We start from the raw sequence: 26,289 nt of genomic DNA on the forward strand, positions 1-26,289 counted from the left end.
ATAATAAAAAAGTTAAAATCGTGTTCCATGGTCTTAAAAATCATGTTACACAAAACCCCTAAAAAATTTCACATGAAAAAAGCATCCCCGGCTTTTGTTTTAGCATTAGCTGCACAATTTTTAACAGCTCTCCATTCAGCAGCCCAAAGTACTCAAAACAACTTACTGGCCCCACCTGCTAATATTAACATTGACGGCGACCTGAAAGACTGGGGCGACAGCCTTCGTTACTATAATGAAGAGAAGAAGCTGAACTACGCGCTGGCCAATGATAAAGATTACCTGTATGCCGCTATCCGCGTTAGCGACAGGCTTGATAAAATGAAAGTGTTAAATGCAGGGATTACACTGAGCATTGATCCTAAAGGGAAAAAGAAAGATAGTTTTATGCTTACTTTTCCGTTGGCAGCCCCGGATGAAAAGCCGGAGTTTGCCAGGCCGAAAGATGATAACGGTGAAATTACCCAGGCCGACCGTGACGAGCTGATGCGCGAACGGATAACCAAGCTACGATATATTAAAGTTGTTGGGTTTAAGGATATTGAGGGCGATATGATCACCACATCAAATACCTACGGTATAAAAACCGCTATAAACTATGATGTCAATGGCGATTTGGTTTATGAAGCTGCAATTCCATTAGGTTTTTTCCATGCCGGTAGTGATGCCTTTAAAAGTGAATGGGCCTTCAATTTCAAGATCAATGGCTTTCAGCGGCCGGCAGGCGCAGGTGGGAGCGAACAAGACGGTGGCGGCCTTGGCGGCAGTAGTCGCGGCGGACGAGGTGGAATGGGCGGAGGCGGCATGGGTGGTAGCCGTGGCGGAAGAGGCGGTCGCGGTGGTATGGGCCGTGGTGCAGCGGGCGGTGCAAGCGAAATGTCAAAATCCGTTGATTTTTGGGAGAAATTTTATTTGAGCAGTAAATAAGTTTGCTTGTCAACAATAAGTCCGAAAGGTTTAAACATTAGCATTGCTTAAATCTTTCGGACTTGCCGACTGTCCCTACTTCTTTCGGACTTTCTGACTGCGGACTTCCGACTTATCCCTACTTCTTTCGGACTTTCCGACTTCGGACTTCCGACTATCCCTACTTCTTTCGGACTTTCCGACTTCGGACTTCCGACTATCCCTACTTCTTTCGGACTTCCTGACTTCGGACTTCCGACTATCCCTACTTCTTTCGGACTTTCCGACTTCGGACTTCCGACTATCCCTACTTCTTTCGGACTTCCTGACTTCGGACTTCCGACTATCCCTACTTCTTTCGGACTTTCCGACTTCGGACTTCCGACTATCCCTACTTCTTTCGGACTTCCTGACTCCGGACTTCCGACTTAACACTACTCCACCTTATACCTATAAACCTGCCTTCCTAAATTACCGTCGGCATCAATACCCTCGATTATTACGCGGTAAGTTCCTTTAGCATCGGCGTTAAAAAAGCTCATTGATGTATTGCCATCCTTATCCGTTAATAAGCCCGGTGCCCAGTAAATAGTGCTGCGAAGGTCCTGCATTTGTACGTTGGTTTTAGGGTCATCATATTTAGGCGAATAAAATTCGCGCGCTTTATAATATCCTTTAGGCGCGTAAGTAACTATACCCGGTGCGTACCTGTTATAAACACTTTCGCCGCCGCGCTTGGTTGTAATAACCAAAAGACCGCCCGCTCCTCTTGATCCATAAATTGCAGTATTGCCAATGCTTCGTAAAACTTCAATAGTGGCAATGTCGTTTACATTTAAGTTATCGAGAAAATCGCTACCCACATAGGTTCCGTCAAGCACAATTTGCATGGTAGTTCCCGGGCTACGGGTTGAATAAGGCGTGCCGTTACGAAAAATCACACCGGTTAATCTGCCCTGTAAAATCTGAGATAGCATTCCACCCCCGTACATCAGGTTCTGACTGGTGAGTGTTTGGTCAGCATTACCCGGTCCGTTAAGGTTGGCCGAATTTTTAAAAGGATTTTCCCGCTTTTCGCGGATCACTACTTCTTTTAATACGATAGTGTGATTACCGACGCCGTATTTTACCTGCTCATCATAAAGCTTTTTACTGTTTAAGAGGTAAGCCGATGCACCATCATTGATGTTGATCTGGATATCGGGTGCGTTTTTATTAGGCCCAACGGGTTGCGGGGTTACATTATCAAGCGTGATATCGAGGTTTTTGCGGTCTTTAGCAGTACGTGCCTGGATCACAAATTTGATGCTATCCCTAAAAACAAGATCTTTAAAAGTAAACTTGCCATTAGCATCTGCCACGGTATCAATAATAAACGTACCGCCCGATGTTGAAAAAAGGGTAACCTTGCCGTTAGGCACAGGTTTACCGCCAAAAGTTTTGAGATGCCCTGTTACCTCTAATGATTTTTCGGGCTTGAAAACTATCGGTGTAAATTTATCAGCAAGCAGCTGTTTCCATTCAAAGCGATGGTAGCCCTGGGTAAGCATCAGTGCATCAAGGTTGGCCTTGGTTTCGTTGTTTACATTGGTAAAATAATAGTTCGGCTTTTCAATATATCCTTTCAGGTCGGAGGTAAGCAGCAGTGTTGAAAATATAGAGCTTTCATTAGCCTCATCAGCAGTAACTTTTGATTCATCAATAACCGATGCTGAAAAACTACCAACAACGGGTTTATCCTCACTGTTTTTTGCGTTGAGATTTATGGTCACTTTTTCGCGCGGTTGGTAGCTCTGCTTTTCTGTGGTGACAGCAAGCTTAAGCTGATCGGGGTTTTGAACAAAGATGAGGCGTTCATTCAGAGGCTCGCCGGTTGCCGAAAACAAGGTGAATTGTACTATACCCGATGGGAATTTATTTTTAGGTATGGCAGCCGAAAAGGATGTTGCCCCATCCTTACTTTTGCCTGCATAACAAAGCTCACCACCCGATTGCGCTATCAGCGTTAAACCCGATAATGAGGCCGTGCCGTTACCGGTGCTTTTACCGGGGACGATGGATACAAATACCTTATCGTCGCGCATGCTGTTGACACTTAATACATAGCCATTATCAACTGCTTTGGGCAAATCGAAAACACCTTCAGAGCCATCGGCATAAGTAATGTGCGCTTTATAGGTTTTACCACTTTCAGGCTCAAAGGTTATAGTACCCATGCCAAAATGACTATCGCCCAATGGCGCAACCTGGTTGTTTTGATCGTCGGCAATAAAGCCTTTAATATCAACCCCTAACCCGTCGGCGCCAACAGCTTTAAAAGCTACTTTTTCAAAAACACCATTAATTAAATTTCCGCTCTCCGGGAAAAACTGAACATCAACCTTATTTGATAACGTTTTTATAGGTACGGCTTTGGCTATAGTATGCTTTTCATCCAATTTAACCTCGGTATTGATATGGCCGGATGTTATTGAAACTGTCTGACTGGTAGTGAAGCTGACCGTGAGGTTCCCTTTATCATCAGTTATACCTTTCCCCCGGGAGATTGATTTTCCGTTTATTTCAACTTCATAGCTTACTGGTTTATTAACGTAGGCTATACCGTTGAGGTCTGTGTATGTAGTAATAGCAGTTACTTTTTGTTTGCCGTTTAAGGTGCTGTAGGCATAGGCGGTTTTGGTGAAAACCTTGTTACTGATTCCGTTTACCACAGTGATGGTTTTATTGAAGAAATAGGCCTCTCCTTCGTTTCGCATCCAGTTGGTATAAGCGCGGATGCGGTAGTTTCCTTCGGCCATGCTATCGGCCAAAGCAAAATCGCCCGCGGCCAGGCCAGCTGTTAACGGCAGTTTAAGGCTGCGTTTTACCGAATCGGTATCATCAATAAGGTCAACATTCAACGTTTCGCTATAAGCCGAAAGCTTATGCGCACTACCTATAGTAACATAGGCTTTAAACCAGATATCCTCGCCAACGGCATAATATGGTTTGTCAAAGTGCAGGTAAACTTTTTCCTGCGGATGATCGGTGCGCCATTTATCAAGCTGGGCAATGATTTTTGTTACCAGTTCATCATCGGGTTTTACAAAAGCTAAGGTAGCACCGGCAATAAAGGTGATCAGGATTCCAACCGATAGGCGTTTTAGGTTCATAGAAAGATAAATCTTGAACTACCAAGATACGCAAAAAAAGTACCAAGTCATATTAAGTCTAAAGTTCGAAGTCTTTAGTCGAAAGTTTGACTTATATTTTCTACTTAGTACTTAAGACTACCGACTTGAGACTCCCGACTTAAGACTCGTGGCTTAAACCTACCACTTATTCTTCCACATCATGCTTTCAACGGGGCGTGTAGTAGGGTTGTTGTATTTGGCGTTGGCCTTACTGTTGTACAGCGTTTCGATCTCGCCTTCAACTACAAAATAAATAAGCTGACCAATGGGCATGCCGGCATAAATGCGCACAGGCTGGGCACATGAAATTTCAAGTGTCCAGGTATTGCAGAAGCCAACATCACCTTTGCCCGCCGTTGCATGGATATCGATGCCCAAACGCCCGGTGCTTGATTTGCCCTCTAAAAATGGAACATGCCGGTGTGTTTCGGTGTACTCCATCGTTACACCCAGGTAAAGGGTATTTGGCTGAAGTACAAAGCCATCCTTCGGAATTTCAAAGCCATCTATCTCATTATGAACTTTGGCATCAAGAACCCTGTTACGGTAAGTTGCTAAATATTTACCCAAATGAACATCGTATGAGTTAGTACCCAGGTATTCGCGGTTAAATGGTTCAATAATAATATGGCCTTGTTCAATTTCTTCGAGGATGCGCTTATCAGATAGTATCATACAGGCAGGTTATTGCTGGCGCTAAATTATGAAAATTAGCCTAATCGGCGCCGGCTTTTACAAACAATATTGGCCGGCGAAATGCGTTCAGATAGGTCGGAAACAACTCCTAAACCTGATATGGTTCAGCTGATTACGAATATGTAGCTGCGCTGATATTATTTAATCTTTTTTGACATATGTTTGCAACCTATTTTGCAATTTTACTTTTATGGCGATAGCATACAGGCAGCGTATTGATGATGACACCGAGTTTGCACTCTGGCGTATCGAGGAGGAGGCTACAGACCTGTACAGCCAATTACAACTTGATCAGCAGGAAAAGGATTTTGTAGAAAGCCTGAGCAATGGCAAGCGCCACCTGCACTGGCTGGGTACCCGCGTGCTGCTGCGTAAAATGCTCCGTACCGATGAGTATATTGACTGTAAAGTTGATGAGCATGGCAAGCCTTACCTGGTAAACCTCCCTTACCATATCTCCTTAAGTCATTCGTTTGATTATGCCGCTGTGATGATCAGCAAAACATATAAGGTTGGGATTGATATTGAGCAGATTAAGCAAAAAGTTGAGCGCATTGCCAACAAGTTTATGCGTAAGGAAGAGTTGAAATTTATAAACGGGCCGCAAAAAATTGAGCAATTATATGTTTGCTGGTGTGCCAAGGAGGCTGTTTATAAATGTAATGGCCAAAAAGAGGTTTCATTTGCCGATAACATTTTTTTGGAGCCTTTTCAGTTTGAGCATCATGGCGTGGTGAATGCGCAATTGAATAAAAAAGATACCACCATTGATTATACCGTGGGCTATTTGCAATATGAAGATTATATGATAGGCTACGTAAAGGGCGAGTGATGAAAAACAAGAAAGTATTTTTTCAGGATTGGGGCCTGGTTGATTACCAGCAGGCCTGGGATAAACAGGAAACCCTTTTTAGTGAAACGGTGAAAACCAAAATAGACAACCGTAATCGTGAAACGGCTTACGAAGCAGCTGCTAAAAACGCAGGGACTACTGTAGCCGACGATACTATCGAAGCCGACGAAACCTTTAATTACCTGGTTTTTTGCGAACATCCGCACGTGTATACCCTGGGTAAAAGCGGTAAGCCCGAGCATTTATTATTAGATGAGGCAGGCTTGAAAGAAAAGCAGGCTGTTTATTACCCGATAAACCGGGGCGGTGATATTACCTATCACGGGCCGGGGCAAATTGTTTCATACCCGATCCTCGACCTTGATAATTTTTTTACCGATATTCACCTGTACCTGCGTACGCTGGAAGAAGCCGTGATCCTTACCCTCGCCGATTTTGGCTTGCAGGCCGGTCGTTATGAAGGTTATACAGGTGTTTGGTTTGATGCTGATAATGACAAAGCCCGTAAAATATGCGCCATGGGTGTACGCTGCAGCCGTTGGGTTACTATGCACGGCCTCGCACTTAATGTAAATACCAATCTCAGTTATTTTAAAAACATAGTGCCCTGCGGTATCGATGATAAGGCTGTTACTTCCATGCAGCAGGAGCTTGGGTATGAGGTTGATATTAATGAAGTTAAAAAAATCCTGAAACACCATATTTCCGTACTTTTTGGTATGGAGATATTATAATGAAGGGAATAATTTTAAGTTTATTTACAGCATTTATATTGTCAGCCTGTACGGGTAAAAATAGTCCCGCGCCGGTTGACTATAATCCTCCGTCAAAACCAATTACAGTGATACAGGATACTTTAACATACCTTGCCCTCGGCGATTCATATACCATAGGCCAGTCTGTACCCCCGGAGCAGGCATTTCCTAACCAACTGGCTAATCAGTTACAAGGCTTTAAAGTAAATGCCCCAACCATTATAGCCCGCACCGGCTGGACAACCGATCAGCTGATTTATGCCATTGATAACAGCGATATCAAAAGCAATACTTATGATTTTGTAACGCTGTTGATAGGAGTTAACGACCAATACGGCGGCTTAAGCCAGGAAAATTACCGCATTAAATTTCAGCAGGTTTTAAATACAGCCATCAAATTTGCCGGAGGAATCAGAGAACATGTATTTGTACTGTCTATTCCCGACTATGGCGTTACACCTTATGCTCATGGTAATGATGCCGTAATAGGCCCCGAAATTGACCAGTTCAATAATATTAATCGCGGAATAAGTAGTAATGCCAACGTTAATTATGTTGAGATAACGAGCATCTCCAAATTGGCCGCTAATGATCTTACCTTATTGGCTGATGATGGTTTGCATCCATCCGGTAAAATGTATGGGATGTGGGTTGATAAGCTGAAGGTGGCGGTAGGGGCTGTTTTTACTAAAAAATAAGATTTGTATTTTGTTGACAATTGTCGTAAATTTATAGACAATTTGCAAAAGGTCATGAGTGCTCCAAAGCCCTATAAATTTCTTGATGATGATGAGGTTAATTTAACCTTCATGGTAAGGGAGGGGATCTCATTCCCTTATCTCACCAAATTATCAAATCATATCCATTTTAATATAGATGACTGGGCTTCGTATCTTCATCTTTCCGAACGTACAATTCAACGCTACAAAAAGGAGAACAAAACTTTTGACCCTATTTATTCTGAAAAGATAATAATGATTGAGTTGCTTTATAAGAAAGGTATTGAGGTTTTTGGCGATGAAAATAAGTTTTATGCCTGGATGGATTATAAGAGTATCCCCCTGGGAGGAGTAAAACCTAAAGAACTTTTGGATACAGCGTTTGGTATCAACATGATCAGAGATGAATTAGGACGTATTGAACACGGCATACTTGCATGATCGTTTATAGGCTAAGTAAACAGGCTTATATTAACGACTTAAGTGGCCGGGGAGCCGAATTAAACGGCGGGCGTTGGAACAGTAAAGGAACCGCTGTAGTTTACACCTCATCATCACGAGCACTGGCTGTGCTTGAAGTTGCGGTACACACACCACTTGGGTTTATGCCTTCTGATTATTTTATGGCAACGATTGGGCTATCTGAAAATTCAGAGTTCTTAACGCTGGATATTGATCAACTCCCCGAAAAATGGAATAGTAACCCCTTGATAAAAGCAACACGGCAAATAGGGGATAACTTTGTAAAAGCCAATAAATACTTAGCACTTCAAGTGCCATCGGCCATCGTCGCAGGCGATTTTAATTATCTGCTTAATCCGCTACACCCAAATTTCAAATCAGTAAAAATTATAGCTGCTGATTTTTTCGAATTTGATTCAAGGCTGTTTAAAAAGTAAACAATCAACACTCAGGCAAACTGATAGGGATATTAATTGCCAGTCCGCCGTCACTTGTTTCCTTGTATTTTGAGTTCATATCAAGCGCTGTTTGCCACATGGTTCTCACTACGGCATCAAGGCTCACCTTTGCTTTTTCGGGGTTGCTTTGAAGCGCCAGTTGTGATGCTGTTATTGCTTTAATAGCGCCCATCGTGTTCCGTTCAATGCAGGGAACCTGTACCAGGCCGCCAATCGGGTCGCAGGTAAGGCCGAGATGGTGTTCCATGGCTATTTCCGCAGCCATGAGTACCTGCCGTTGTGTGCCGCCCATACATTCTGTCAACGCCGCCGCAGCCATGGCCGACGATACGCCAATTTCGGCCTGGCAACCACCCATAGCCGCCGATATGGTTGCGCCTTTTTTAAAGATGCTCCCGATCTCGCTGGCGGTAAATAAAAAGTTAATGATCTTTTGTTCGGTATTGCCATCGCAAAAAGCAATATAATATTGGAGCACTGCAGGGATAACGCCCGCGGCACCATTTGTTGGGGCAGTTACGACACGACCAAATGAGGCGTTCTCTTCATTAACGGCTAATGCAAAACAGCTAACCCAATCCAATGTATTTTTAAAGCTGTCGCCGGTATTTCTGATGGCTGCTACCCATTCATCATAATTGCTGTATTTATTATTGCCGATGAGTTTTGCATTTAATTTGGCGGCACGCCTTGCAACGTTTAATCCGCCGGGCAGTTGGCCGGTGGTATGACAACCTCTGTAAATGCATTCTTTTAATGCCCTGAAAATATTTAATGCGCCCGTGCGTGTTTCCTGCTCGCTGCGCCAGGCCAGTTCATTTTCGGCCACAACCTCGGAGATGCGGAGACCTGTTTTGATGCACCAGTGCAGGAGATCAGAAGCTGTATCGATTGGAAAGGGGAGGTCGACCTCTGCTTTTGATTGGCCCGAATCGCCTTCTTTTACCACAAAGCCGCCACCTATGGAATAATAGGTTTCTGATATAGCTTTACCTGTATTTAAAAAAGCCTGAAATGTTACGGCGTTTGGATGATAGGGTAAGCTTTCATTGAAAAGGAACATCAGATCATCTTCTGCATAAAAACTTACCGGCAAAACACTGCCAAGTATCAACTGATGTGAACTTTTGATGTGCTCAATTTTAGGGGTTACCTGGTCAACCTCAAAAGTAACCGGGTCGTCGCCGCTTAAGCCTAATAATATAGCTATATCCGTACCGTGCCCATGGCCGGTTTTGGCCAATGAGCCATATAATAAGATCTTAACCTGCTGCACTATTGGCAGTACCCCCTGTTGTTCAAGCGACTGCACAAACTGCTGTGCGGCGCGCCATGGACCAAGCGTATGTGAACTTGATGGGCCAATGCCTATCTTAAACATGTCAAAAACCGAAATCTGTTCTCTTTGCATCAAGTCAAAATTAATGATAAATTATAATTACATGCGCTGTAATAAATACGTTGCCCCCTATAGTTTTGATAGAAATAATTTATAATTTGCAGTGAACTTAAACAAATAAAAACCATAAACTTAAACACTAAACAAAACTATGGATTCTTACACTTCTTCTACCGACATGTCGGGTGGTGTGGTAGCGGCAATTTTTGCGGTATTATTTATTCCTTTGCTTATAATTGGGCTCATCTGCCTTATTAGCCAATGGAAAATTTACACCAAAGCCGGTAAACCAGGCTGGGCTGCGATAGTCCCTGTTTACAATTATATAGTATGGCTCGAAATTATCGGAAAACCCATGTGGTGGTTAGCTATATTACTGCTTGTGCCTTGTGTTAACTTTATTTTCCTGATTTGGATGTTGAACCTGTTGAGTAAAAGCTTCGGTAAAAGCGAAGGGTTTACTGTAGGTCTTTTCTTTTTACCTTTTATATTTTTCCCAATATTGGCATTCGGCGGCGCCCAATATTTAGGCCCTTCAGCTAAAGAAGCGCAAGCTAATTCATTTAACCCGAATGATTACCGTGATCCATTCAATAATCAGAACAATCCTCCTCCACAAAACTATTAATGTGGTTAAATAATATGATATATGCTTCCTGCAGCCGGTTAGGGTTTATCCACTGGTTGCAGGGGCATTTAATACCTTGTCCTTTTAAATATCTTACAGGCATTGATTGCCCGGGCTGCGGTTTTCAGCGATCGGTTATAGCCCTTATCCGGGGCGATCTTCAAAAAAGCTTCCTTTTATATCCTGCAGCAATTCCGCTCATACTGTTTTTTATCTACGGCATAGCCGATGTTATTTTTAAACTCGATACTGAAAAGTCGGTTATAAAGAAAACCGTATTTATGATCAACGGCAGTATTGTGCTTATCAGCTATTTTTTAAAGATGTGGCATCTTTATAATTTATAATCATGTTGCTTATTGATAAGGCTCAGACATGGCGCTTACATGGCTGTAATCTTTAATAATAGCCTGTAAAAACTGCAGGTCGTTCATATCAGGAGGTAACGTGGATATTTTCAGATGTTCTTTTAATTTGAGCGCCATATTGTAAACCACAACGGCATTATGCGTTTTCATGTAATTATGTATCACGTCGGCTATCAGCCTTACATCATTATCGTTTAGCTCAGCTACTTCTTTAAAAGTAGGTTCATAATCGTCGCCCGATGGCCTGAATGTTAAGCTGTCTATTTTGGTACGCGGATGTGTTTTTACCATAGCTGTTCCGGCAACCACATCACCTATACGCTGGCCGTTTTCAGTCACCAGGGCACAAAGCAGTGCGCCAAGGTTAAGGGTAATGCCAAAATCAACCATGCGCATCAGCCATCTTAACAGGTACTGTCCAAAGCGGGGACGGTTACCATTGAGGCTAATCACCCGTATCTTCATTATCCGCTTGCCAACGCTTTGGCCATTAAGCAGCGTTTCGCAAATCAAATCGTAAAATACAAATATCGCCGCCATGATAATTGCGCATGTTACCAGCACGCTTTCGGGCATTTTTCCGATGATCAGAAAAATAAAGATGAAATAGAAAGCAATGAAAATGGCGTAATCAATTATGCGGGCAACTATCCGTTCGCCAATACCGGCTATTTCATAGTCTATATCAATATTTTGTGTTGTGTGTACGGTTATGGTTTGCATCTTAACAAAGATAAATTTGTTAGTGTAAAATATGATTGCATATTAAAGATTTGTGAGTATTTTAACAAAAAATAAAACCTGCTTTTTAAAATGCGTGAGGCGCTGTTTATCAAACAAAATACCGAAAAATGGAAGGCCTATGAAACCAATAAGCCAACCGATCCGGATGAGCTTGCTGCCGCATTTATAGCCATTACTGATGATTTGGCATACGCCAAAACTTTCTTTCCGCAGTCAAATACAACAAAGTACCTTAACGGGCTTGCATCAACGTTTCACCAGGATATCTACAAAAATCAAAAGGAAAAAAGTAACAGGTTTGCAGCTTTCTGGCGATACGAACTGCCGCTGCTTTTTTTTCAGCATCGCAGGCAGTTATTGTATTCGCTTATCTTCTTTGCGGTTTTTACCTGTATGGGAGTGCTTTCGGCCAAATACGATAATCATTTTGTACGGCTTATCCTTGGCGATGATTATGTGAACATGACCAATGATAACATCGCGAAAGGTGATCCTTTCGGTGTATATAAAAGCAGTTCTTCGGGGCTGATGTTTTTACAGATAGCCATCAATAATGTGTATGTCGAACTGCGCTTTTTTGTGATGGGCTTATTTTTTTCTGTTGGTTCATTATACGCCAGTTTAATGAACGGCGTTATGCTTGGCTCATTTCAGTATTATTTTTTTAGCAAGGGACTGGGAATCCAATCCATACTGGTGATTTGGATCCATGGTACGCTTGAAATGTCGTCGTTTATTGTGGCCGGTGGTGCCGGTTTAGTACTTGGTAACAGTTTGTTGTTTCCCAAAACGTATACCCGGCTGCAATCATTAAAAAAAGGGGCGCTTGAGGGCTTGAAAATTACAGTAGGCCTTATTCCCATCATATTATTAGCCGCTTTTTTTGAAAGCTTTGTAACGCGCCATACCGAAATGCCTGTTTGGTTAGGTATTATTATATTAGCCTCATCATTACTGTTCATGATATGGTACGTGATACTTTATCCTGCAAAACTGAATAAAAACCTAAACTATATTAATACCGATCATTAAATGAAATATATTATTGAACTGAGGAGGATCCGTGATTTTGGCGAAATAATAAATGACACCTTCACCTTCCTGAAACAGAATTTCAAACCGCTTTTTTCGTCATTACTCGTTATCTGCGGCTTTTTTGTGCTGGTTGGTACTGTTGCCACTGCATTTTCACAATTATCTGTTTATGACAGTCTTGATCCAGGCGCTAAAGGCGACTATAACAGCACCCTCAAAGTGGGTATAAGTGCTGCAGCAAACGGTTTTGTGATGATGCTGGCACAATTTTTTATATACCTTACCACCCTGTGTTTTGTCGCAGTTTATCTTGAAAAAAAAGGAGATAAACCAACGGCACAAGACGTTTGGGGTTATTTTAAATATTACTTTTTCCGTTCGTTAGGGAGTGGTCTTTTATTATTCATCCTGCTCATTTTCGGTTTTTTATTTTGTATAATACCAGGCATATATCTTACGCCGATATTTTACCTTATTTTGCCTACCATGATCATGGAGAATGCCTCATTTGGATACTCATTCAATAAAGGCTTCCGGCTTATAAAAGATCACTGGTGGATGGTTTTTGGGATCATATTTGTTTGCTCGCTGATAGTAAGTGTAAGTAATTCAATTGCCAGTATACCTTTAATGCTTGTTGCCTCATTGCGGATCCTCGTTTCTTTTAAATATCTTTCAATAGCAGCAGTGATATTTTTCAGTATGCTTCAAAATATTTTACTACTTACTTATGCTATTCCAACCATAGCCATTGCCTTGTGTTATTTTAGCCTCCAGGAAAGAAAAGACGGAACCGGGATCTTAGAGCGTATAGAAGCATTTGGCACACATGCCGATAAAGCCGACGATCTGCCTGCCGAACAATACTAATTGAGTTATGCCTAAACCGATACTAATCCTGTTCATACTGTTATGCTTTGCCCTCGAGCCGGCTGCGGCTAAAGTTGGCGGACAGGCTATCCCCTTAAAAACAGATACCGTTGCTAAAAAAAAGCCCCCGGTTTTGCGTATGGATAGCTCGAAGGTTAACGTACGCCGTTTTAACGAAGACGCGCTTGATAAATACCGGGCCGACAAGGAATATCAGTATAACGATAAAAGTATAGGCAATGAGCTGTCGTTTTGGGATAGGTTTTGGATGTGGTTTTGGCGTACCTTATTTGGCAGCTTAAGTATAAGCCCCGGCTTTGGAACTTTTTTAAAGTACTTCTTTTTGATGCTGGCTGTAGGTGCGATCATTTTCTTCATCATGAAACTTTTGGGTATGGATATGGGCAACCTGTTACTGGGCAAGTCCCGTAAAACACCGCTGGCCTATACCGAATCGGCAGAGAATATCCACGAAATTAATTTTGATGAGGAGATTGAAAAGGCAATTTCAAATCATAACTACCGGCTGGCTGTTCGCCTGCTTTATCTGCGGAGTTTAAAACAGCTCAGTGATAACGGTCTTATCCAATGGCTGCCCGAAAAAACCAATTCAGCATATGTGTACGAATTAAACAATCCATCCGTACGGCAGTCTTTTGTGTCGTTGACCCGGCAGTTTGAATATGTATGGTATGGCGGTTTTAATATAGATGGTGCTGCTTTTGGCAATATAAACCAGTTGTTTCAAAACTTTAAAAAGCAGCTGTTATGAAGGACCTTAAGATTTACTTTATAATAGCTACAGCTTTGTTTACTGTTTACATAGTAGCAAACATGAACAAGCCCAAAGATATTAACTGGACGCCTACGTTCAGCAATACCGATAAAATCCCATATGGTACGCGGGTACTTTATGAGCGTGCCCGGGATATTTTTCCCGGAGCCGTGATCAAACCTAAACGCCAGGCCATTTACAATACTATTACCGAAGATTCCATCAAAGGATCATCATACATTATCATAGCCGGGGGGCTCAATATTACCAAGCCCGATTTTAAACAGCTTAAACAATATATTACTGCCGGTAATGACGTTTTTATCGCCGCCGGATTTTTAGGGGCCGATTTCGAAAAGGAACTTAAAATAAGCATCACTAATAAATTTGCGGTTAATGGAAATGCTCATACGTTAATGCATTTTGTAAACCCGGCCCTGTCGCCCGAGGTGAATTATTTTGTTGATAAAGGTTTAACGGCAGGCTATTACGATAAATTTGATACCGCACATGCAGTAGTTATAGGTGAAACGGACGACCATAAGGCCAACTTACTGAAGTATCCGATGGGGAAAGGCAACCTGTATTTAACGCCCAATCCGGGTATGTTCACTAACTACAGCTTGTTAAAGCCTCAGGGGGCCGAATGGACTTCTACTGCTTTATCCATGGTAAAGAAAACGCCGGAGATAGTTTGGGATGAATATTATACCCAGGGTACCGGTGAGAATGACTCGCCGATGAGGGTATTCCTTGGGAATGCGCAGTTGAAAGCGGCTTACTATCTGACGTTGTTTAGCTTGCTGATATTTGTGCTATATGAGGCAAAAAGGCGTCAGCGGATCATTCCAATTATTAAACCGCTCGAAAACTCAACTGTGGATTTCGTGAATGTAGTAGGGCAGGTATACTACGAACGAAGGGACAACATCAACATCGCCCGGAAAAAAATGCAGTATTTCTGGGCTTTTATACGCGAAACCTACCGGATAAAAGCAAACCGGCCAGGTCCCGAATTTGTAGAAGAACTGGTTAACCGTACCGGTGCAACCGAAGATCTTGCCCGTGAATTGTCCGGTGCATTTATCTTCATCAGTACTCATGACATTGTAACAGATCAGGAGCTCATCAGGCTCAACCAACTTATTGAACAATTTTATATCCAATCCAGGTAAATATGGAAAACGAATTTTTTGAACAACGTACCGATCTATCTAAGTTAAGCACTGCTGTTGAGCAAATAAAAGCCACGCTGGCAACCATCATCGTAGGTCAGCATGATTCTATCGATCTGCTTATTGCGGGGATCCTGGCCGATGGGCATATCCTGATTGAAGGTGTGCCGGGCGTTGCTAAAACACTTACCGCAAAGCTTATTGCCAAAACTATAGATGCCCGGTACTCCCGTATTCAGTTCACACCAGATCTGATGCCATCAGATATCCTGGGAACCTCTGTTTTTAACCCTAAAACAACCGAGTTTGAATTTAAACAAGGGCCCATCTTCGGTAATATTATCCTGATAGATGAGATCAACCGTGCACCGGCAAAAACACAATCGGCTTTGTTTGAGGTAATGGAAGAACGGCAGCTTACCATTGACGGGCACCGCTATAAAATGGAAGAGCCATTCACCGTTTTTGCAACACAGAACCCGGTTGAGCAGGAAGGTACCTACCGCCTGCCTGAAGCCCAGCTTGACAGGTTTTTGTTTAAGATAGAAGTGAAATATCCGACACTTGAAGAAGAAATAACTATCCTTAGTCGTCAGCATCAGCAAAAAACAACCGATCAGCTAAGCCAGGTACAACCTTTACTCGCCGCTGCCGATATTAACCAGTTGCGCAACCAGGTAAGGGCCCTGCATGTTGAAGATAAGATCTTGGAGTTTACGGCTAAAATCATCCACGAAACCCGTAACAGCAAATCCCTGCAGCTGGGTGGTTCGCCGCGTGCGTCGCTGGCTATTGTTAATGGCGCCAAAGCGCTTGCTGCAACCAGGGGGCGTGATTTTGTTACCCCCGATGATATTATTTATGTTGCCGCCCCTGTGCTGCGCCATCGTATTATGTTAACGCCTGATAAGGAGATGGAAGGCGTAACGCCCGATGAGGTGATAACCCAGATAATACAAAAAATTGAAGTGCCACGATAGTAAAGCGCGTGAAAAAACTATTCCGACTATTTTATACCAACTTGTTTTTAACTAACCGTTTATTCGGCGCGGTTGCTGCCTGCGTGGTATTGTATTTACTTTCGTTTTTCTTCCCCTGGCTGGGCATTGTGCCCGACATCGCTTTTTACTTCTTATTGGCATTATTAATTGCCGATCTGTTTATACTTTACCGTGTTGCCGATGGCGTATTTGCCAAACGCCTTGCCCCCGAACGCTTAAGCAACAGCGACGAAAACGAACTTAGTATTTATATCGAAAACCGGTATAGTTTCAGGATTAACACCGGAATTATAGATGAGATCCCCGCACAGTTTCAGAAACGTGATATTTGGTTTGCTACAACCCTTGCTCCCGGCGAACGTAAGAAGATTAATTACATACTGAGGCCAACACGCCGCGGCGAATATGAATTTGGCTTTATCCGGGTTTTTGTGCGATCGGCTATTGGTCTGGTATCTAAGCGTTACAATTTTGAGCAGGCTGAGACTTTGCCCGTTTATCCTTCGTTTTTACAAATGCGTAAGTATGAGTTGATGGCTATATCAAACCGGCTCACCGAGATAGGCATTAAGAAAATCAGGAGGATTGGCCACAGTATGGAATTTGAACAGGTAAAATCCTATGTTCCTGGCGATGATTATCGCACCATAAACTGGAAGGCCACTGCGCGGCGCGGCGACCTGATGGTTAACTCCTATACCGACGAAAAATCGCAGCACGTTTACTGCATCATTGATAAATCACGGGTTATGCGGATGCCTTTTGAAGGGCTAAGCTTGTTGGATTATGCCATTAACGCCAGCCTTGTACTATCAAATGTTGCCCTGCTTAAAGAGGACAAAGCCGGGTTAATTACTGTGGGCGAGAAAATAGGTTCGGTTGTCCCTGCTGATAAGAATTACGCACAGCTTAATAAGATAATGGAGGTTTTATACAAGGAGAAAACCCGTTACCTGGAAACCAATATGGAGGCGCTTTATATCACAACACGCAGGGTATTAAAGCAGCGCAACCTCGTCGTTTTCTTTACCAATTATGAAAGCTTACCCGCATTACAACGGCAATTGCCATTTTTACGCCGGATAGCTAAATTTCATTTGCTGTTAGTAGTTTTTTTTGAAAATACCGAGTTAAAGGCCCTGAGCGAACAACCGGCCAAAGACGTTGAAGGCATCTACATAAAAACCATTGCCGAAAAGTTTGCTTACGATAAAAAGCTGATGGTTAAAGAGCTGGCCAGCCACGGCATTCAATCGATACTAACATCCCCCCAAAATCTTACCATAAACACAGTAAACCGCTACCTGGAAATAAAGGCGAAGCAAAAGATATAGATAACCATACATCACCCGAATTGTCATTACGCAATTACCCATTGCGCTAATATTACTTATCGGGATAATTTTTAACATCAGGGAGTTTAGTCTACAGAGACAATTTAAAACTGCCGGCAAACAAAATGTACCCTATATTTACATTGCCAGCAATAGCCCAATCAAAACTTTCAACTTTTTGTTAGCAATCTTTTTTTGAATTGTAAGCCTATTCCCTCAACTTCGCAGTCCGAATTTTGATTATGAGTATTCATTATAAAATAATAGCTGCAGAGCTTTCTGTAGCTGAGAAACAGGTTACCGCTACGGTAGGCTTGCTTGATGAAGGAGCTACCGTTCCGTTCATTTCCCGTTACCGTAAAGAACTTACCGGCAGTTTGGATGAGGTACAGGTTGCCACTATTCGTGATCGTGTACAGCAACTGCGCGAGCTGGACAAACGCCGTGAGGCTATCCTGAAATCGCTTACAGATATGGGCAAACTAACGCCCGAGCTTGAAAAACAGATCAACGAAGCAGAAACGATGGTTACTTTGGAGGACCTTTATCTTCCGTACCGCCCAAAACGCAAAACCCGCGCTACTACAGCCCGTGAAAAAGGCCTGCAGCCATTGGCCGATGTTTTATTGGAACAAAAAAATATCGACCCCGAACTGATAGCTGCCGAATACATCAGCGATGAAAAAGGCGTAGCCAGCGTTGAAGAAGCTTTAGCTGGCGCAAGGGATATTATTGCCGAAACCATAGCCGAAAATGCTGAAATACGTACCAAAATCCGTGAACTGTTTGTTGAAAAAGGCACTTTCGCATCAAGAGTGGTTGAAGGCAAAGAAGAGGCAGGCATTAAGTACAAAGACTATTTTGAATGGACTGAGCCTGTTAAAACAGCGCCATCGCACCGCGTATTAGCCATGCGACGCGGCGAAAAGGAAGAGATCCTATGGCTCGACCTGAAACCTGAAGAAGATGAAGCACTGGAGATACTGGAAAATTCAGTTATCAAGGCAAACAACCCGGCTGCCGGACAAATCCGCCTGGCTATCACCGATGGCTACAAACGCCTGTTAAAACCATCGATGGAAACAGAGGTGCGCCTGCTTACCAAAAAGAAAGCCGATGAAGAAGCGATCCGCGTATTTGCAGAGAATGCCCGCCAGCTATTGCTGAGCGCGCCGCTTGGTCAAAAACGCGTAATGGCGCTTGATCCGGGTTTCCGCACAGGTTGTAAACTGGTTTGTTTGGATGAACAGGGCAAACTGCTTGAAAATACCACCGTTTACCCGCACACGGGTGCGGGTCAGGCGCGTGAAGCCGAAAAAACAGTACAGCACCTGTTCCAGAAATATAATATCGAGGCTATTGCTATAGGTAACGGCACCGCTGGCCGCGAAACAGAGGTATTTGTTCGCAACCTGAATTTACCGGGCGTGACTATTGTAATGGTTAATGAAAGCGGTGCTTCTATCTATTCGGCATCTGAAGTGGCGAGGGAAGAATTTCCGGATTATGATGTCACTGTAAGAGGGGCCGTATCTATCGGTCGCCGTTTGATGGACCCATTGGCCGAGCTGGTAAAGATCGACCCAAAATCGATTGGCGTAGGTCAGTACCAGCACGATGTTGACCAGAACAAGCTGCAAACCTCATTAGATGACACGGTAATCAGCGCCGTGAACGCCGTGGGCGTTGAGTTAAACACTGCCTCAAAACAGATCCTGGCTTATGTATCAGGCCTTGGTCCGCAACTGGCGCAGAACATTGTGGAATACCGCAACCAGAACGGCGCTTTTAAACGCCGCGAGCAACTGAAAAAAGTTCCGCGTTTGGGCGATAAGGCATTTGAACAGGCAGCAGGGTTCCTCCGCATCCACAATGCCGAAAATCCGTTGGATACCAGTGCAGTTCACCCGGAGCGTTATGGCTTGCTTGAACAAATGGCTACTGATATGAAGTGTACGGTGAAAGACCTGATGAGCAACCCAACCCTGCGCAAAAGCATTCCGCTGCAAAAATATGTTTCCGAAACCGTTGGTTTGCCAACCCTGAATGATATCATGGCCGAACTTGCCAAACCGGGCCGCGACCCGCGCGAGCAGTTTGAAGCTTTCAGCTTTACAGAAGGTGTAAATGCTATCGGCGATCTGAAAGTTGGCATGAAGCTGCCGGGCATCGTCACCAACATTACAGCCTTTGGTGCTTTTGTCGATATCGGCGTTCACCAGGATGGCCTTGTTCACCTGAGCCAGATCACCAACCGTTACATTAAAGACCCTAACGAGGTACTGAAAGTACATCAAAAGGTTGAGGTAACTGTTACCGAGGTTGATGTGAACCGCAAGCGTATTGCCCTATCCATGAAAGAGAACGACAAAAGCGAACCCAACCAGCGCAGAAACGATGATCGCCGGCCGCAGGGTAATAACAATAAGCCTAACTTTAATAAAAGGGTTGAAAAAGAACCGGAAACCGATATGGCTTTGAAGCTGGCTGCGTTGAAAGGTAAGTTTAAGTTGTAATATGCGTTCGTGCCAGCAACAACAATTCAAATGGGTGTCATGCTGAGCTTGTCGAAGCATGGTGGGTAGGCCTCTGCGCACGACCCTTCGACAGGCTCAGGGTGACAAGCCCTCTCTTTAACGTGATTCGCTCTTAAAGATTTCTCCTAAACAAAAAATCCCCAACCATCAGGCTGGGGATTTCTATTTAATATCTGATTATAGCTTACGCTACTGTTCCCTCTTTCAACTTCTCAGCATTTTCAGCAAACTGAAGCGATTCAAGGATCTCCTGTAAATCACCGTTAAGTACGCCCGGCAGGTTATAAATAGTTAAACCAATGCGGTGCTCAGTTAAACGGCCTTGTGGATAGTTATAGGTACGTACCTTGGCCGACCTGTCGCCGGTTGACACCATGGTTTTACGTTTTTTAGATGTTTCTTCCAGGTGCTTTTGCAGCTCCATTTCATACACTCTCGAACGTAGTACCTGTAAAGCCTTATCGTAGTTTTTTAATTGTGATTTCTGATCCTGGCACTGGGCAACAATACCTGTAGGGATGTGGGTTAACCTCACAGCCGAATAGGTAGTATTTACCGACTGACCACCAGGCCCTGAAGCACAGAAAAGATCTTTACGGATATCACTAACCTGAAGGTCGATATCAAACTCATCAACCTCGGGCAGTACTACTACAGAAGCTGCTGAAGTATGTACACGGCCTTGTGTTTCGGTATCAGGCACACGTTGTACACGGTGTACGCCCGATTCATATTTCAGGGTTCCGTAAGCGTCTTCGGCGTTTACGTTAAATACAATCTCTTTATAACCGCCGCTGGTGCCTTCGGTATAATCCACCAGCTCGGTACGCCAGCCACGTTTTTCGCAATAGCGCATATACATGCGGTAAAGATCGCCGGCAAAAAGGGCAGCCTCATCACCACCGGTACCACCACGAATCTCCACAATAGCATTTTTCGAATCTTCAGGATCTTTAGGGATCAGCATCAGGCGAATTTCTTCCTCCTTTACTTCCTGTTGAGCAAGCAGTTCGTCAAGTTCCATTTTGGCCATCTCACGAAACTCTTCATCTTTTTCGGTAGCCAGGATCTCTTTATTGGTTTCGATATTGCTCATAATGTTGCGGTATATATGATACTCATCAACAATTTTGGCAAGGTCTTTATATTCTTTGTTTAACTGGGCAAAACGCTTCATATCCTGCATCACTTCAGGATTGCTCAATTCACCTTCAACGTTTTTCCAGCGCTCGTATATCAGCTCTAATTTATCTAACATATTTTATAAATAATGATGCAGCTAAAACTGTTTGATATTGAACCGGCTTATGAAAGATTTGAAGTTTCGGGCGGCTTACAGGCTTACTGCAAAAAAGTGCACAAAAGTACGCATTTTACTGCATATTTTAATTCAGCGGATTGTAAGTTGTTTTATAGCCTATAGATCATGGTTCATAGTTCATAGATCGCTGCGACCTATGGTTCATAGTTCATGGACCATAGCAAAAGTCTAAACCCGATTAACTCGGACAAAGCGGTGGCCTTTAAACTACAGAACACCATGAACCATGATCTATTAACTATGAACTCTCCCCATGAACTAAACAAAATATTCCAGTTTCAATTCATTACCATCAAAAACGGCATAAGAGAAGTATGAAATCCACTCGCCAAGGTTAATATAACGGCTTTGAGGGGTTATTTGAATATCAAGCGGCATGTGGCGATGGCCAAAAACAAGGTAATCGTAAAAGTTGTTTTTTAATTCTTCGCGGCAAAAATTTACCAGCCATTCCTGCTCCCCCGGTTTTGGATTTTCTTTTTTTGCATTGGTATCCCGGCTGTGGCGGCTCCATTTATTGGCTATTCCCACGCCAAGGTTTGGGTGAATGCGGGCAAACAGCCACTGGCAAAACCGGCTCCTGAAAAAACCTTTTAAAAACTTATAAAAGTTATCCCCCGGACCAAGCCCATCGCCATGATGAATGAAAAATTTCTTTCCGCCGCGCTCAATTTTTAATTCATTGCTGATAATAGTTGCGCCCAGTTCATTTACAAAATAATCAAACATCCACATATCGTGGTTGCCTTTAAACAGGTAAAGCTTTACACCGGCATCGGCAAGTTCGGCAAGTTTGCCAAGGAAACGGATGTAGCCTTTGGGCACCACGGTTTTGTATTCAAACCAGAAGTCGAAAACATCGCCAACCAGGAATAGTTCGGCGGCATCATGCTTAATACTGTCGAGCCAGCGCACTATTTTATCTTCGCGTTGGCGGCTTGAAGCATATGTGCCTGTGCCTAAATGAACATCAGAAGCAAAATAGAGTTTGTCGCGAACCGGCATATCCGGCAAAAATACGTTTTAACAGCCAAACAGAAAAGATAAAGATTGTTACACAACAACCAGCAAACAACAGCGTACCTTAGTGGTTATTCAGCATACATTAAACATTAAAATTATGGCAATCCCCGAAAACCCAAATCTTGACGATGCGCGGGAAGATAAAGACCCCGGCAATGAATATGAGCAGAATGAAGGTCAGGATACCGGCAACGAAATAATTGATAACAGCGAACCGGATGTTGCCGGATTAAATACAGCCAGCCGCGCATCCGAATCGTCATTTACTTTAAATTTTGAGGATGGCTATGCTCCTGCTCCGGATAAAAATGACGAAGACCAGCAATCGCCAAAGCACTGATATATTAAGCAATGAAAAAATTATTACTGCCGGCTTTGATCATGGTTGTTTTTGCCGGTAAGGCATCTGCACAGTCAAAAGGCTTTACGATGACTGATTTCAAGGCCAATATAGGCAAAACAGGCACTTTGTGCGATACCGTTTACTCGTACAAAGCAGTGAGCGACACGCTTACCCTTTTGAACATGGGCGCAGTTTACCCAAGGCAAAAATATACCATAGCTGTAAAAGGCAGCACAATAAAGCTTGACCTATCTGCCATAAAAGGAAAATACGTATGTGCAACCGGCACATTTGAACTTTTTAAAGGCCAGCCCGAAATCGTAGCCGACAAACCAGAGCAAATCACGGTTAACTAACAAGCTATCAACGCCTTATAAACGAGAAAAGCAGATCGATGATCTGCTTTTCTCGTTTATAAGAGGATCCTTATTAAATCTATAGCTTTAAGCTTTATACATTCAGCTTTTGGCTTAAAAAGCTTTATACAAACCAAATACCAGCTGTCCTTCAGTAATTGGCTGCTTGGTTACCAAACGGCCCACATTAAGCGTACGACCGGTTGTGGTTACATCATATCCCGGTGATTTAACATAATTGCCTTTAAGGGACAAGCCCCAGCCGGCGCCCATATCAAACCTGATTGCCGCGCTGCCGCCATAAGCAAAGGCATAACCTTTGGCACTTTGCTGGGTTATACTGCCGCTTTGTGCATCAACGCCGGTAACAGATATGGTTAACAATGGCGATGTTTGGCTTTTGATAGCGCCTGCCGATGCCCTTACATCAAATGATAAACTGTGCCATACAAAAGTATATTGCGGGCCTACCAGCAAGTTAAAGCTGCGGTAACGTTTATCAGCAGTAACAGTTCCCTCGTCGGCTTTGAAATCGGTAGTATACCCCTGTGATAGTATCAGGTCGTCATCATATGAAAAATTGCTTTGGTCCTGGTACGAAAAAGTGTAGCCGATCCCGAAATTCCTGTACAGGTAATATGCACCGTCAAGCTGGAAGGTAACGCCCCTGTTTGCAAAGCCCGATTTATTATTACTGTAATCTGTTTTTTTGAAATCACCCAAAGGATATGAAATACCCATGCTTAACCCAACATAAGGTTTAAGTTTTACTTTGGTTTCGTCATCTTTATCGTTGGTATCCTGAGCTTTTGAAGTAAACGCCAGCAGCATTAAAAGGCCTGCTGTAAAAAAAGTAAGGGTTTGTTTCATGTTTGTTATTATGTAACTGTATTACCGTAAGTTGCCGCTGCATCCTTAACCGCAAAGCAAACGTGTAAAAAAACGCATTATTATTGATACTGTATGATAATCAGATCCCCTTTCGGGGTTAAAAATCACACCGGTTATCAACTGAAAAAAGTTAAAGGGGTTAATTTTTAATAATTTGCCCTTATTTTACAACAGTTTTTTCACGCCGCTAATATAGCCTGCCCCGGGCAATTAAACAGCAACCTGGTGTAAAATTAACAACTTTTAACCTTTTGATCCGTTATTGCCTTGCGGCAATGTAACCTGAATGGCTATCTTTAGTTGCCTGTAATTTAAACAACCATGACAAAAACGTTCTGTTTATTAGCATTAGCTGTTTTATTTTGCAGCTATACACATGCACAAATGACTATAAAAACACTTCCATATCCCAAAACAAAAAAAATTGATGTTATTGATACCTATTTTGGCACACAGGTGCCCGATCCATACCGCTGGCTGGAGAATGATCATGCCGACGATACCAAAGCCTGGGTACAGGACGAAAATAAGGTAACGTTCAACTATCTCGATCAGATCCCGTACCGGGCCGACATACACAAACGCCTGGAGTTTTTATGGAACTACGAAAAATATAGCGCCCCCTTTAAGGAAGGCAAATACATTTACTTTTATAAAAACGATGGTTTACAAAGCCAGAATGTGCTATATCGCCAATTAGGCGATAACGGCGCCCCCGAAGTTTTTCTTGACCCCAATAAATTCTCTGCCGATGGTACTACCTCGTTACAAGGCATCGAGTTTAGCAAAAACGGGGAGCTGGCAGCCTACCAGATCTCCGAGGGAGGCTCGGACTGGCGCAAGGTTATCGTTATCAATACCGAAGATAAAAGCGTTGTTGGTGATACCCTGAAAGATGTAAAATTCAGCGGACTGGCATGGCATGGTACCGATGGTTTTTATTACAGCAGCTATGATAAGCCGACAGAAGGCAGCCAGCTTTCGGGTATGACACAGTTTCATAAACTTTATTACCATAAGCTGGGCACACCTCAAAGTACCGATAGGCTGATCTTCGGCGGTGATAAACCCCCCCGCCGTTACATAGGAGCTTATCTTACCGAGGATGAACGCTTTTTGGTGATCACAGCCGCCACTTCAACAACCGGCAACGAACTTTATATCCGGGATTTAAGTAAACCCGGCAGCCAGATCATTAACGTTGTGAACAATTTTGATAACCAGCACAGCGTTTTGGATAATGTGGGGAACAAGCTTTATATTCTCACCAATATCTACTCGCCCAATTTTAAAATAGTTACTGTTGATGCCGGCGAACCGGGTATCACCCATTGGAAAAACCTGATCCCCGAAACTAAAAACGTATTAAGCGCCACCACCGGCGGAGGTAAAATTTTTGCCGAATACCTGCAGGATGCCACCTCCCTGATCAAGCAATATAATATGGATGGCAAGCTTGAACGTACTATCCAGTTGCCATCAATAGGCTCCGCGTCGGGTTTCGGCACAAAAAAAGAAGAGAAGGTTACCTATTACACTTTTACCAATTATATATACCCGCCAACTATTTTTAAGCTGGATATTGAAACCGGCGCCTCCTCCGTCTATAAAAAATCGGGGGCAAAGTTTGATCCTGAACAGTATGAATCAAAACAGGTGTTTTATACCTCAAAGGATAAAACAAAGATCCCGATGATCATCACCTATAAAAAAGGGACGGTGCTTAATGGGCAAAACCCAACGTTGTTGTACGCCTATGGAGGCTTTGGCGTTAGCTTAACCCCTGCTTTCAGCACATCAAACATCATATTGCTTGAGCATGGTGGTATTTATGCCGTACCCAACCTGCGTGGTGGTGGCGAATATGGCGAGCTCTGGCACCGCAAAGGCATCAAGCTAAAAAAACAGAATGTATTTGATGATTTTATTGCCGCGGCCGAATATCTTATCAAAAATAAATACACCTCGAAAGATTACCTCGCGGTTTCAGGCGGCTCAAACGGGGGCCTGCTTATTGGCGCTATGTTAACGCAACGTCCCGACTTGTTTAAAGTAGCTTTCCCTGCTGTAGGTGTGCTGGATATGCTCAGGTATAATAAATTTACCGCCGGGGCTGGCTGGAGTTATGATTATGGCACCGCCGAAGATTCGGAACAAATGTTCAAATACCTATATAACTACTCACCGTACCATGCCCTTAAACCGGGTATTTACCCTGCTACCATGGTTACCACGGCCGACCATGACGACCGCGTGGTACCTGCCCACTCCTTTAAATTTGCGGCACGCCTACAGGAATACCAGCAGGGTATTGCGCCAACACTCATCCGCATTGAAACCAATGCCGGCCACGGAGCAGGACAAAGTACAGCCCAGCTCATCAATGGCCAGGTTGATAAATGGGCTTTCATGTTCTGGAATATGGGGATAAAGTGGTAACGATTTTTTAATTTCAATACTCAATTTA

At 43.3% G+C, this 26,289-nt stretch carries 25 protein-coding genes; 18 read left to right on the top strand and 7 right to left on the bottom strand.

The annotated features are described in order from the left end of the window. The first annotated feature begins 72 nt into the window (after window positions 1-72). Window positions 73-927: a DOMON domain-containing protein gene (locus tag MusilaSJ_RS13420; RefSeq protein ID WP_274990401.1), complete on the top strand. Its 855-nt coding sequence runs from the start codon at window positions 73-75 to the stop codon at window positions 925-927. Window positions 928-1,340: 413 nt separating this feature from the next. Here MusilaSJ_RS13420 and MusilaSJ_RS13425 read toward each other — a convergent pair whose 3' ends face one another. Both MusilaSJ_RS13425 and dcd read right to left on the bottom strand, forming a co-directional pair. Then, on the bottom strand, window positions 1,341-4,058 hold the full coding sequence (locus MusilaSJ_RS13425) for a TonB-dependent receptor plug domain-containing protein (RefSeq protein WP_274990402.1): 2,718 nt from the start codon (window positions 4,056-4,058) through the stop codon (window positions 1,341-1,343). A gap of 159 nt (window positions 4,059-4,217) precedes the next feature. After that, entirely contained in the window at window positions 4,218-4,754 is a 537-nt protein-coding gene (dcd, locus tag MusilaSJ_RS13430) for a dCTP deaminase (protein WP_274990403.1), read from the bottom strand. 211 nt (window positions 4,755-4,965) lie between these two features. On the opposite strand from dcd, the gene MusilaSJ_RS13435 reads away from it, so the two are divergent. From MusilaSJ_RS13435 to MusilaSJ_RS13455, 5 genes are read left to right on the top strand one after another with little or no spacing between them, the layout of a single operon-like run. Next, window positions 4,966-5,607 (top strand): 4'-phosphopantetheinyl transferase family protein, encoded by a 642-nt coding sequence (locus MusilaSJ_RS13435; protein ID WP_090530799.1) that lies wholly within the window; start codon window positions 4,966-4,968, stop codon window positions 5,605-5,607. After that, window positions 5,607-6,362, top strand: coding sequence for a lipoyl(octanoyl) transferase LipB (lipB, locus tag MusilaSJ_RS13440; protein ID WP_274990404.1), 756 nt, complete (start codon window positions 5,607-5,609; stop codon window positions 6,360-6,362). Before MusilaSJ_RS13435 ends, lipB begins: the two co-directional genes overlap by 1 nt. A 38-nt stretch (window positions 6,363-6,400) precedes the next feature. Beyond that, the gene (locus MusilaSJ_RS13445; RefSeq protein WP_274990405.1) at window positions 6,401-7,081 is read left to right on the top strand and encodes an SGNH/GDSL hydrolase family protein; all 681 of its coding nucleotides are present in this window, start codon (window positions 6,401-6,403) and stop codon (window positions 7,079-7,081) included. 54 nt (window positions 7,082-7,135) lie between these two features. Further along, window positions 7,136-7,543, top strand: coding sequence for an Xre family toxin-antitoxin system antitoxin (parS, locus tag MusilaSJ_RS13450; RefSeq protein ID WP_243770626.1), 408 nt, complete (start codon window positions 7,136-7,138; stop codon window positions 7,541-7,543). Next, window positions 7,540-8,001, top strand: coding sequence for an RES family NAD+ phosphorylase (locus MusilaSJ_RS13455; protein ID WP_274990406.1), 462 nt, complete (start codon window positions 7,540-7,542; stop codon window positions 7,999-8,001). The genes parS and MusilaSJ_RS13455 overlap by 4 nt, the downstream gene beginning before the upstream one ends. Before the next feature lie 4 nt (window positions 8,002-8,005). Here MusilaSJ_RS13455 and MusilaSJ_RS13460 read toward each other — a convergent pair whose 3' ends face one another. Further along, on the bottom strand, window positions 8,006-9,433 hold the full coding sequence (locus MusilaSJ_RS13460; protein ID WP_274990407.1) for an L-serine ammonia-lyase: 1,428 nt from the start codon (window positions 9,431-9,433) through the stop codon (window positions 8,006-8,008). 139 nt (window positions 9,434-9,572) lie between these two features. On the opposite strand from MusilaSJ_RS13460, the gene MusilaSJ_RS13465 reads away from it, so the two are divergent. After that, window positions 9,573-10,049: a DUF5684 domain-containing protein gene (locus MusilaSJ_RS13465; RefSeq protein WP_274990408.1), complete on the top strand. Its 477-nt coding sequence runs from the start codon at window positions 9,573-9,575 to the stop codon at window positions 10,047-10,049. 14 nt (window positions 10,050-10,063) lie between these two features. Next, window positions 10,064-10,396, top strand: coding sequence for a DUF2752 domain-containing protein (locus tag MusilaSJ_RS13470; protein ID WP_274990409.1), 333 nt, complete (start codon window positions 10,064-10,066; stop codon window positions 10,394-10,396). A gap of 9 nt (window positions 10,397-10,405) precedes the next feature. Here MusilaSJ_RS13470 and MusilaSJ_RS13475 read toward each other — a convergent pair whose 3' ends face one another. Continuing rightward, window positions 10,406-11,140 (bottom strand): RDD family protein, encoded by a 735-nt coding sequence (locus tag MusilaSJ_RS13475; protein ID WP_274990410.1) that lies wholly within the window; start codon window positions 11,138-11,140, stop codon window positions 10,406-10,408. A gap of 90 nt (window positions 11,141-11,230) precedes the next feature. On the opposite strand from MusilaSJ_RS13475, the gene MusilaSJ_RS13480 reads away from it, so the two are divergent. The 7 genes from MusilaSJ_RS13480 (at window position 11,231) to MusilaSJ_RS13510 (ending at window position 19,867) form a co-directional block, all read left to right on the top strand. Beyond that, a complete protein-coding gene (locus MusilaSJ_RS13480; RefSeq protein ID WP_274990411.1) occupies window positions 11,231-12,193 on the top strand; it encodes a stage II sporulation protein M in 963 nt (320 codons plus the stop codon). Further along, window positions 12,194-13,066, top strand: coding sequence for a hypothetical protein (locus tag MusilaSJ_RS13485; RefSeq protein ID WP_090534838.1), 873 nt, complete (start codon window positions 12,194-12,196; stop codon window positions 13,064-13,066). A gap of 7 nt (window positions 13,067-13,073) precedes the next feature. Continuing rightward, window positions 13,074-13,838 (top strand): DUF4129 domain-containing protein, encoded by a 765-nt coding sequence (locus MusilaSJ_RS13490; RefSeq protein WP_274990412.1) that lies wholly within the window; start codon window positions 13,074-13,076, stop codon window positions 13,836-13,838. After that, a complete protein-coding gene (locus tag MusilaSJ_RS13495) occupies window positions 13,835-15,016 on the top strand; it encodes a DUF4350 domain-containing protein (protein ID WP_274990413.1) in 1,182 nt (393 codons plus the stop codon). Before MusilaSJ_RS13490 ends, MusilaSJ_RS13495 begins: the two co-directional genes overlap by 4 nt. A 2-nt stretch (window positions 15,017-15,018) precedes the next feature. Beyond that, window positions 15,019-15,996 (top strand): AAA family ATPase, encoded by a 978-nt coding sequence (locus tag MusilaSJ_RS13500; protein ID WP_274990414.1) that lies wholly within the window; start codon window positions 15,019-15,021, stop codon window positions 15,994-15,996. Between the two features lie 8 nt (window positions 15,997-16,004). Next, window positions 16,005-17,351 (top strand): DUF58 domain-containing protein, encoded by a 1,347-nt coding sequence (locus MusilaSJ_RS13505; protein ID WP_274990415.1) that lies wholly within the window; start codon window positions 16,005-16,007, stop codon window positions 17,349-17,351. A gap of 242 nt (window positions 17,352-17,593) precedes the next feature. Further along, the gene (locus MusilaSJ_RS13510) at window positions 17,594-19,867 is read left to right on the top strand and encodes a Tex family protein (protein WP_274990416.1); all 2,274 of its coding nucleotides are present in this window, start codon (window positions 17,594-17,596) and stop codon (window positions 19,865-19,867) included. A gap of 205 nt (window positions 19,868-20,072) precedes the next feature. Here MusilaSJ_RS13510 and prfA read toward each other — a convergent pair whose 3' ends face one another. Further along, complete coding sequence (prfA, locus tag MusilaSJ_RS13515; RefSeq protein ID WP_091167385.1) at window positions 20,073-21,146, bottom strand: peptide chain release factor 1; 1,074 nt, start codon at window positions 21,144-21,146, stop codon at window positions 20,073-20,075. A gap of 321 nt (window positions 21,147-21,467) precedes the next feature. Further along, window positions 21,468-22,214, bottom strand: coding sequence for a UDP-2,3-diacylglucosamine diphosphatase (locus tag MusilaSJ_RS13520; RefSeq protein ID WP_274990417.1), 747 nt, complete (start codon window positions 22,212-22,214; stop codon window positions 21,468-21,470). A 115-nt stretch (window positions 22,215-22,329) separates the two neighbouring features. Here MusilaSJ_RS13520 and MusilaSJ_RS13525 point away from each other — a divergent pair, with 115 nt between their 5' ends. Continuing rightward, window positions 22,330-22,572 (top strand): hypothetical protein, encoded by a 243-nt coding sequence (locus tag MusilaSJ_RS13525; protein WP_274990418.1) that lies wholly within the window; start codon window positions 22,330-22,332, stop codon window positions 22,570-22,572. Between the two features lie 11 nt (window positions 22,573-22,583). Next, window positions 22,584-22,931 carry a hypothetical protein gene (locus MusilaSJ_RS13530; protein WP_274990419.1) on the top strand — a complete coding sequence of 116 codons (348 nt, stop codon included), beginning with the start codon at window positions 22,584-22,586 and terminating at the stop codon, window positions 22,929-22,931. Window positions 22,932-23,045: 114 nt separating this feature from the next. Here MusilaSJ_RS13530 and MusilaSJ_RS13535 read toward each other — a convergent pair whose 3' ends face one another. Beyond that, the gene (locus MusilaSJ_RS13535; protein WP_274990420.1) at window positions 23,046-23,801 is read right to left on the bottom strand and encodes a hypothetical protein; all 756 of its coding nucleotides are present in this window, start codon (window positions 23,799-23,801) and stop codon (window positions 23,046-23,048) included. 342 nt (window positions 23,802-24,143) lie between these two features. On the opposite strand from MusilaSJ_RS13535, the gene MusilaSJ_RS13540 reads away from it, so the two are divergent. Then, window positions 24,144-26,261, top strand: a complete 2,118-nt coding sequence (locus MusilaSJ_RS13540; protein WP_446725137.1) for a prolyl oligopeptidase family serine peptidase — start codon at window positions 24,144-24,146, stop codon at window positions 26,259-26,261. The last annotated feature ends 28 nt before the right edge of the window (window positions 26,262-26,289 follow it).

Origin of the sequence: Mucilaginibacter sp. SJ, assembly GCF_028993635.1 — a bacterium.
Lineage (GTDB): Bacteria > Bacteroidota > Bacteroidia > Sphingobacteriales > Sphingobacteriaceae > Mucilaginibacter.

Coding starts and splice junctions, on each gene's coding strand:
- MusilaSJ_RS13460 (WP_274990407.1), bottom strand. CDS start 9,433: ATGCAAAGAGAACAGATTTCGGTTTTTGACATGTTTAAGATAGGCATT.
- MusilaSJ_RS13420 (WP_274990401.1), top strand. CDS start 73: ATGAAAAAAGCATCCCCGGCTTTTGTTTTAGCATTAGCTGCACAATTT.
- dcd (WP_274990403.1), bottom strand. CDS start 4,754: ATGATACTATCTGATAAGCGCATCCTCGAAGAAATTGAACAAGGCCAT.
- MusilaSJ_RS13520 (WP_274990417.1), bottom strand. CDS start 22,214: ATGCCGGTTCGCGACAAACTCTATTTTGCTTCTGATGTTCATTTAGGC.
- MusilaSJ_RS13455 (WP_274990406.1), top strand. CDS start 7,540: ATGATCGTTTATAGGCTAAGTAAACAGGCTTATATTAACGACTTAAGT.
- MusilaSJ_RS13470 (WP_274990409.1), top strand. CDS start 10,064: ATGATATATGCTTCCTGCAGCCGGTTAGGGTTTATCCACTGGTTGCAG.
- prfA (WP_091167385.1), bottom strand. CDS start 21,146: ATGTTAGATAAATTAGAGCTGATATACGAGCGCTGGAAAAACGTTGAA.
- MusilaSJ_RS13475 (WP_274990410.1), bottom strand. CDS start 11,140: ATGCAAACCATAACCGTACACACAACACAAAATATTGATATAGACTAT.
- MusilaSJ_RS13500 (WP_274990414.1), top strand. CDS start 15,019: ATGGAAAACGAATTTTTTGAACAACGTACCGATCTATCTAAGTTAAGC.
- MusilaSJ_RS13540 (WP_446725137.1), top strand. CDS start 24,144: ATGACAAAAACGTTCTGTTTATTAGCATTAGCTGTTTTATTTTGCAGC.
- MusilaSJ_RS13530 (WP_274990419.1), top strand. CDS start 22,584: ATGAAAAAATTATTACTGCCGGCTTTGATCATGGTTGTTTTTGCCGGT.
- parS (WP_243770626.1), top strand. CDS start 7,136: ATGAGTGCTCCAAAGCCCTATAAATTTCTTGATGATGATGAGGTTAAT.
- MusilaSJ_RS13480 (WP_274990411.1), top strand. CDS start 11,231: ATGCGTGAGGCGCTGTTTATCAAACAAAATACCGAAAAATGGAAGGCC.
- MusilaSJ_RS13495 (WP_274990413.1), top strand. CDS start 13,835: ATGAAGGACCTTAAGATTTACTTTATAATAGCTACAGCTTTGTTTACT.
- MusilaSJ_RS13510 (WP_274990416.1), top strand. CDS start 17,594: ATGAGTATTCATTATAAAATAATAGCTGCAGAGCTTTCTGTAGCTGAG.
- MusilaSJ_RS13435 (WP_090530799.1), top strand. CDS start 4,966: ATGGCGATAGCATACAGGCAGCGTATTGATGATGACACCGAGTTTGCA.
- MusilaSJ_RS13525 (WP_274990418.1), top strand. CDS start 22,330: ATGGCAATCCCCGAAAACCCAAATCTTGACGATGCGCGGGAAGATAAA.
- MusilaSJ_RS13485 (WP_090534838.1), top strand. CDS start 12,194: ATGAAATATATTATTGAACTGAGGAGGATCCGTGATTTTGGCGAAATA.
- MusilaSJ_RS13490 (WP_274990412.1), top strand. CDS start 13,074: ATGCCTAAACCGATACTAATCCTGTTCATACTGTTATGCTTTGCCCTC.
- MusilaSJ_RS13425 (WP_274990402.1), bottom strand. CDS start 4,058: ATGAACCTAAAACGCCTATCGGTTGGAATCCTGATCACCTTTATTGCC.
- MusilaSJ_RS13465 (WP_274990408.1), top strand. CDS start 9,573: ATGGATTCTTACACTTCTTCTACCGACATGTCGGGTGGTGTGGTAGCG.
- lipB (WP_274990404.1), top strand. CDS start 5,607: ATGAAAAACAAGAAAGTATTTTTTCAGGATTGGGGCCTGGTTGATTAC.
- MusilaSJ_RS13535 (WP_274990420.1), bottom strand. CDS start 23,801: ATGAAACAAACCCTTACTTTTTTTACAGCAGGCCTTTTAATGCTGCTG.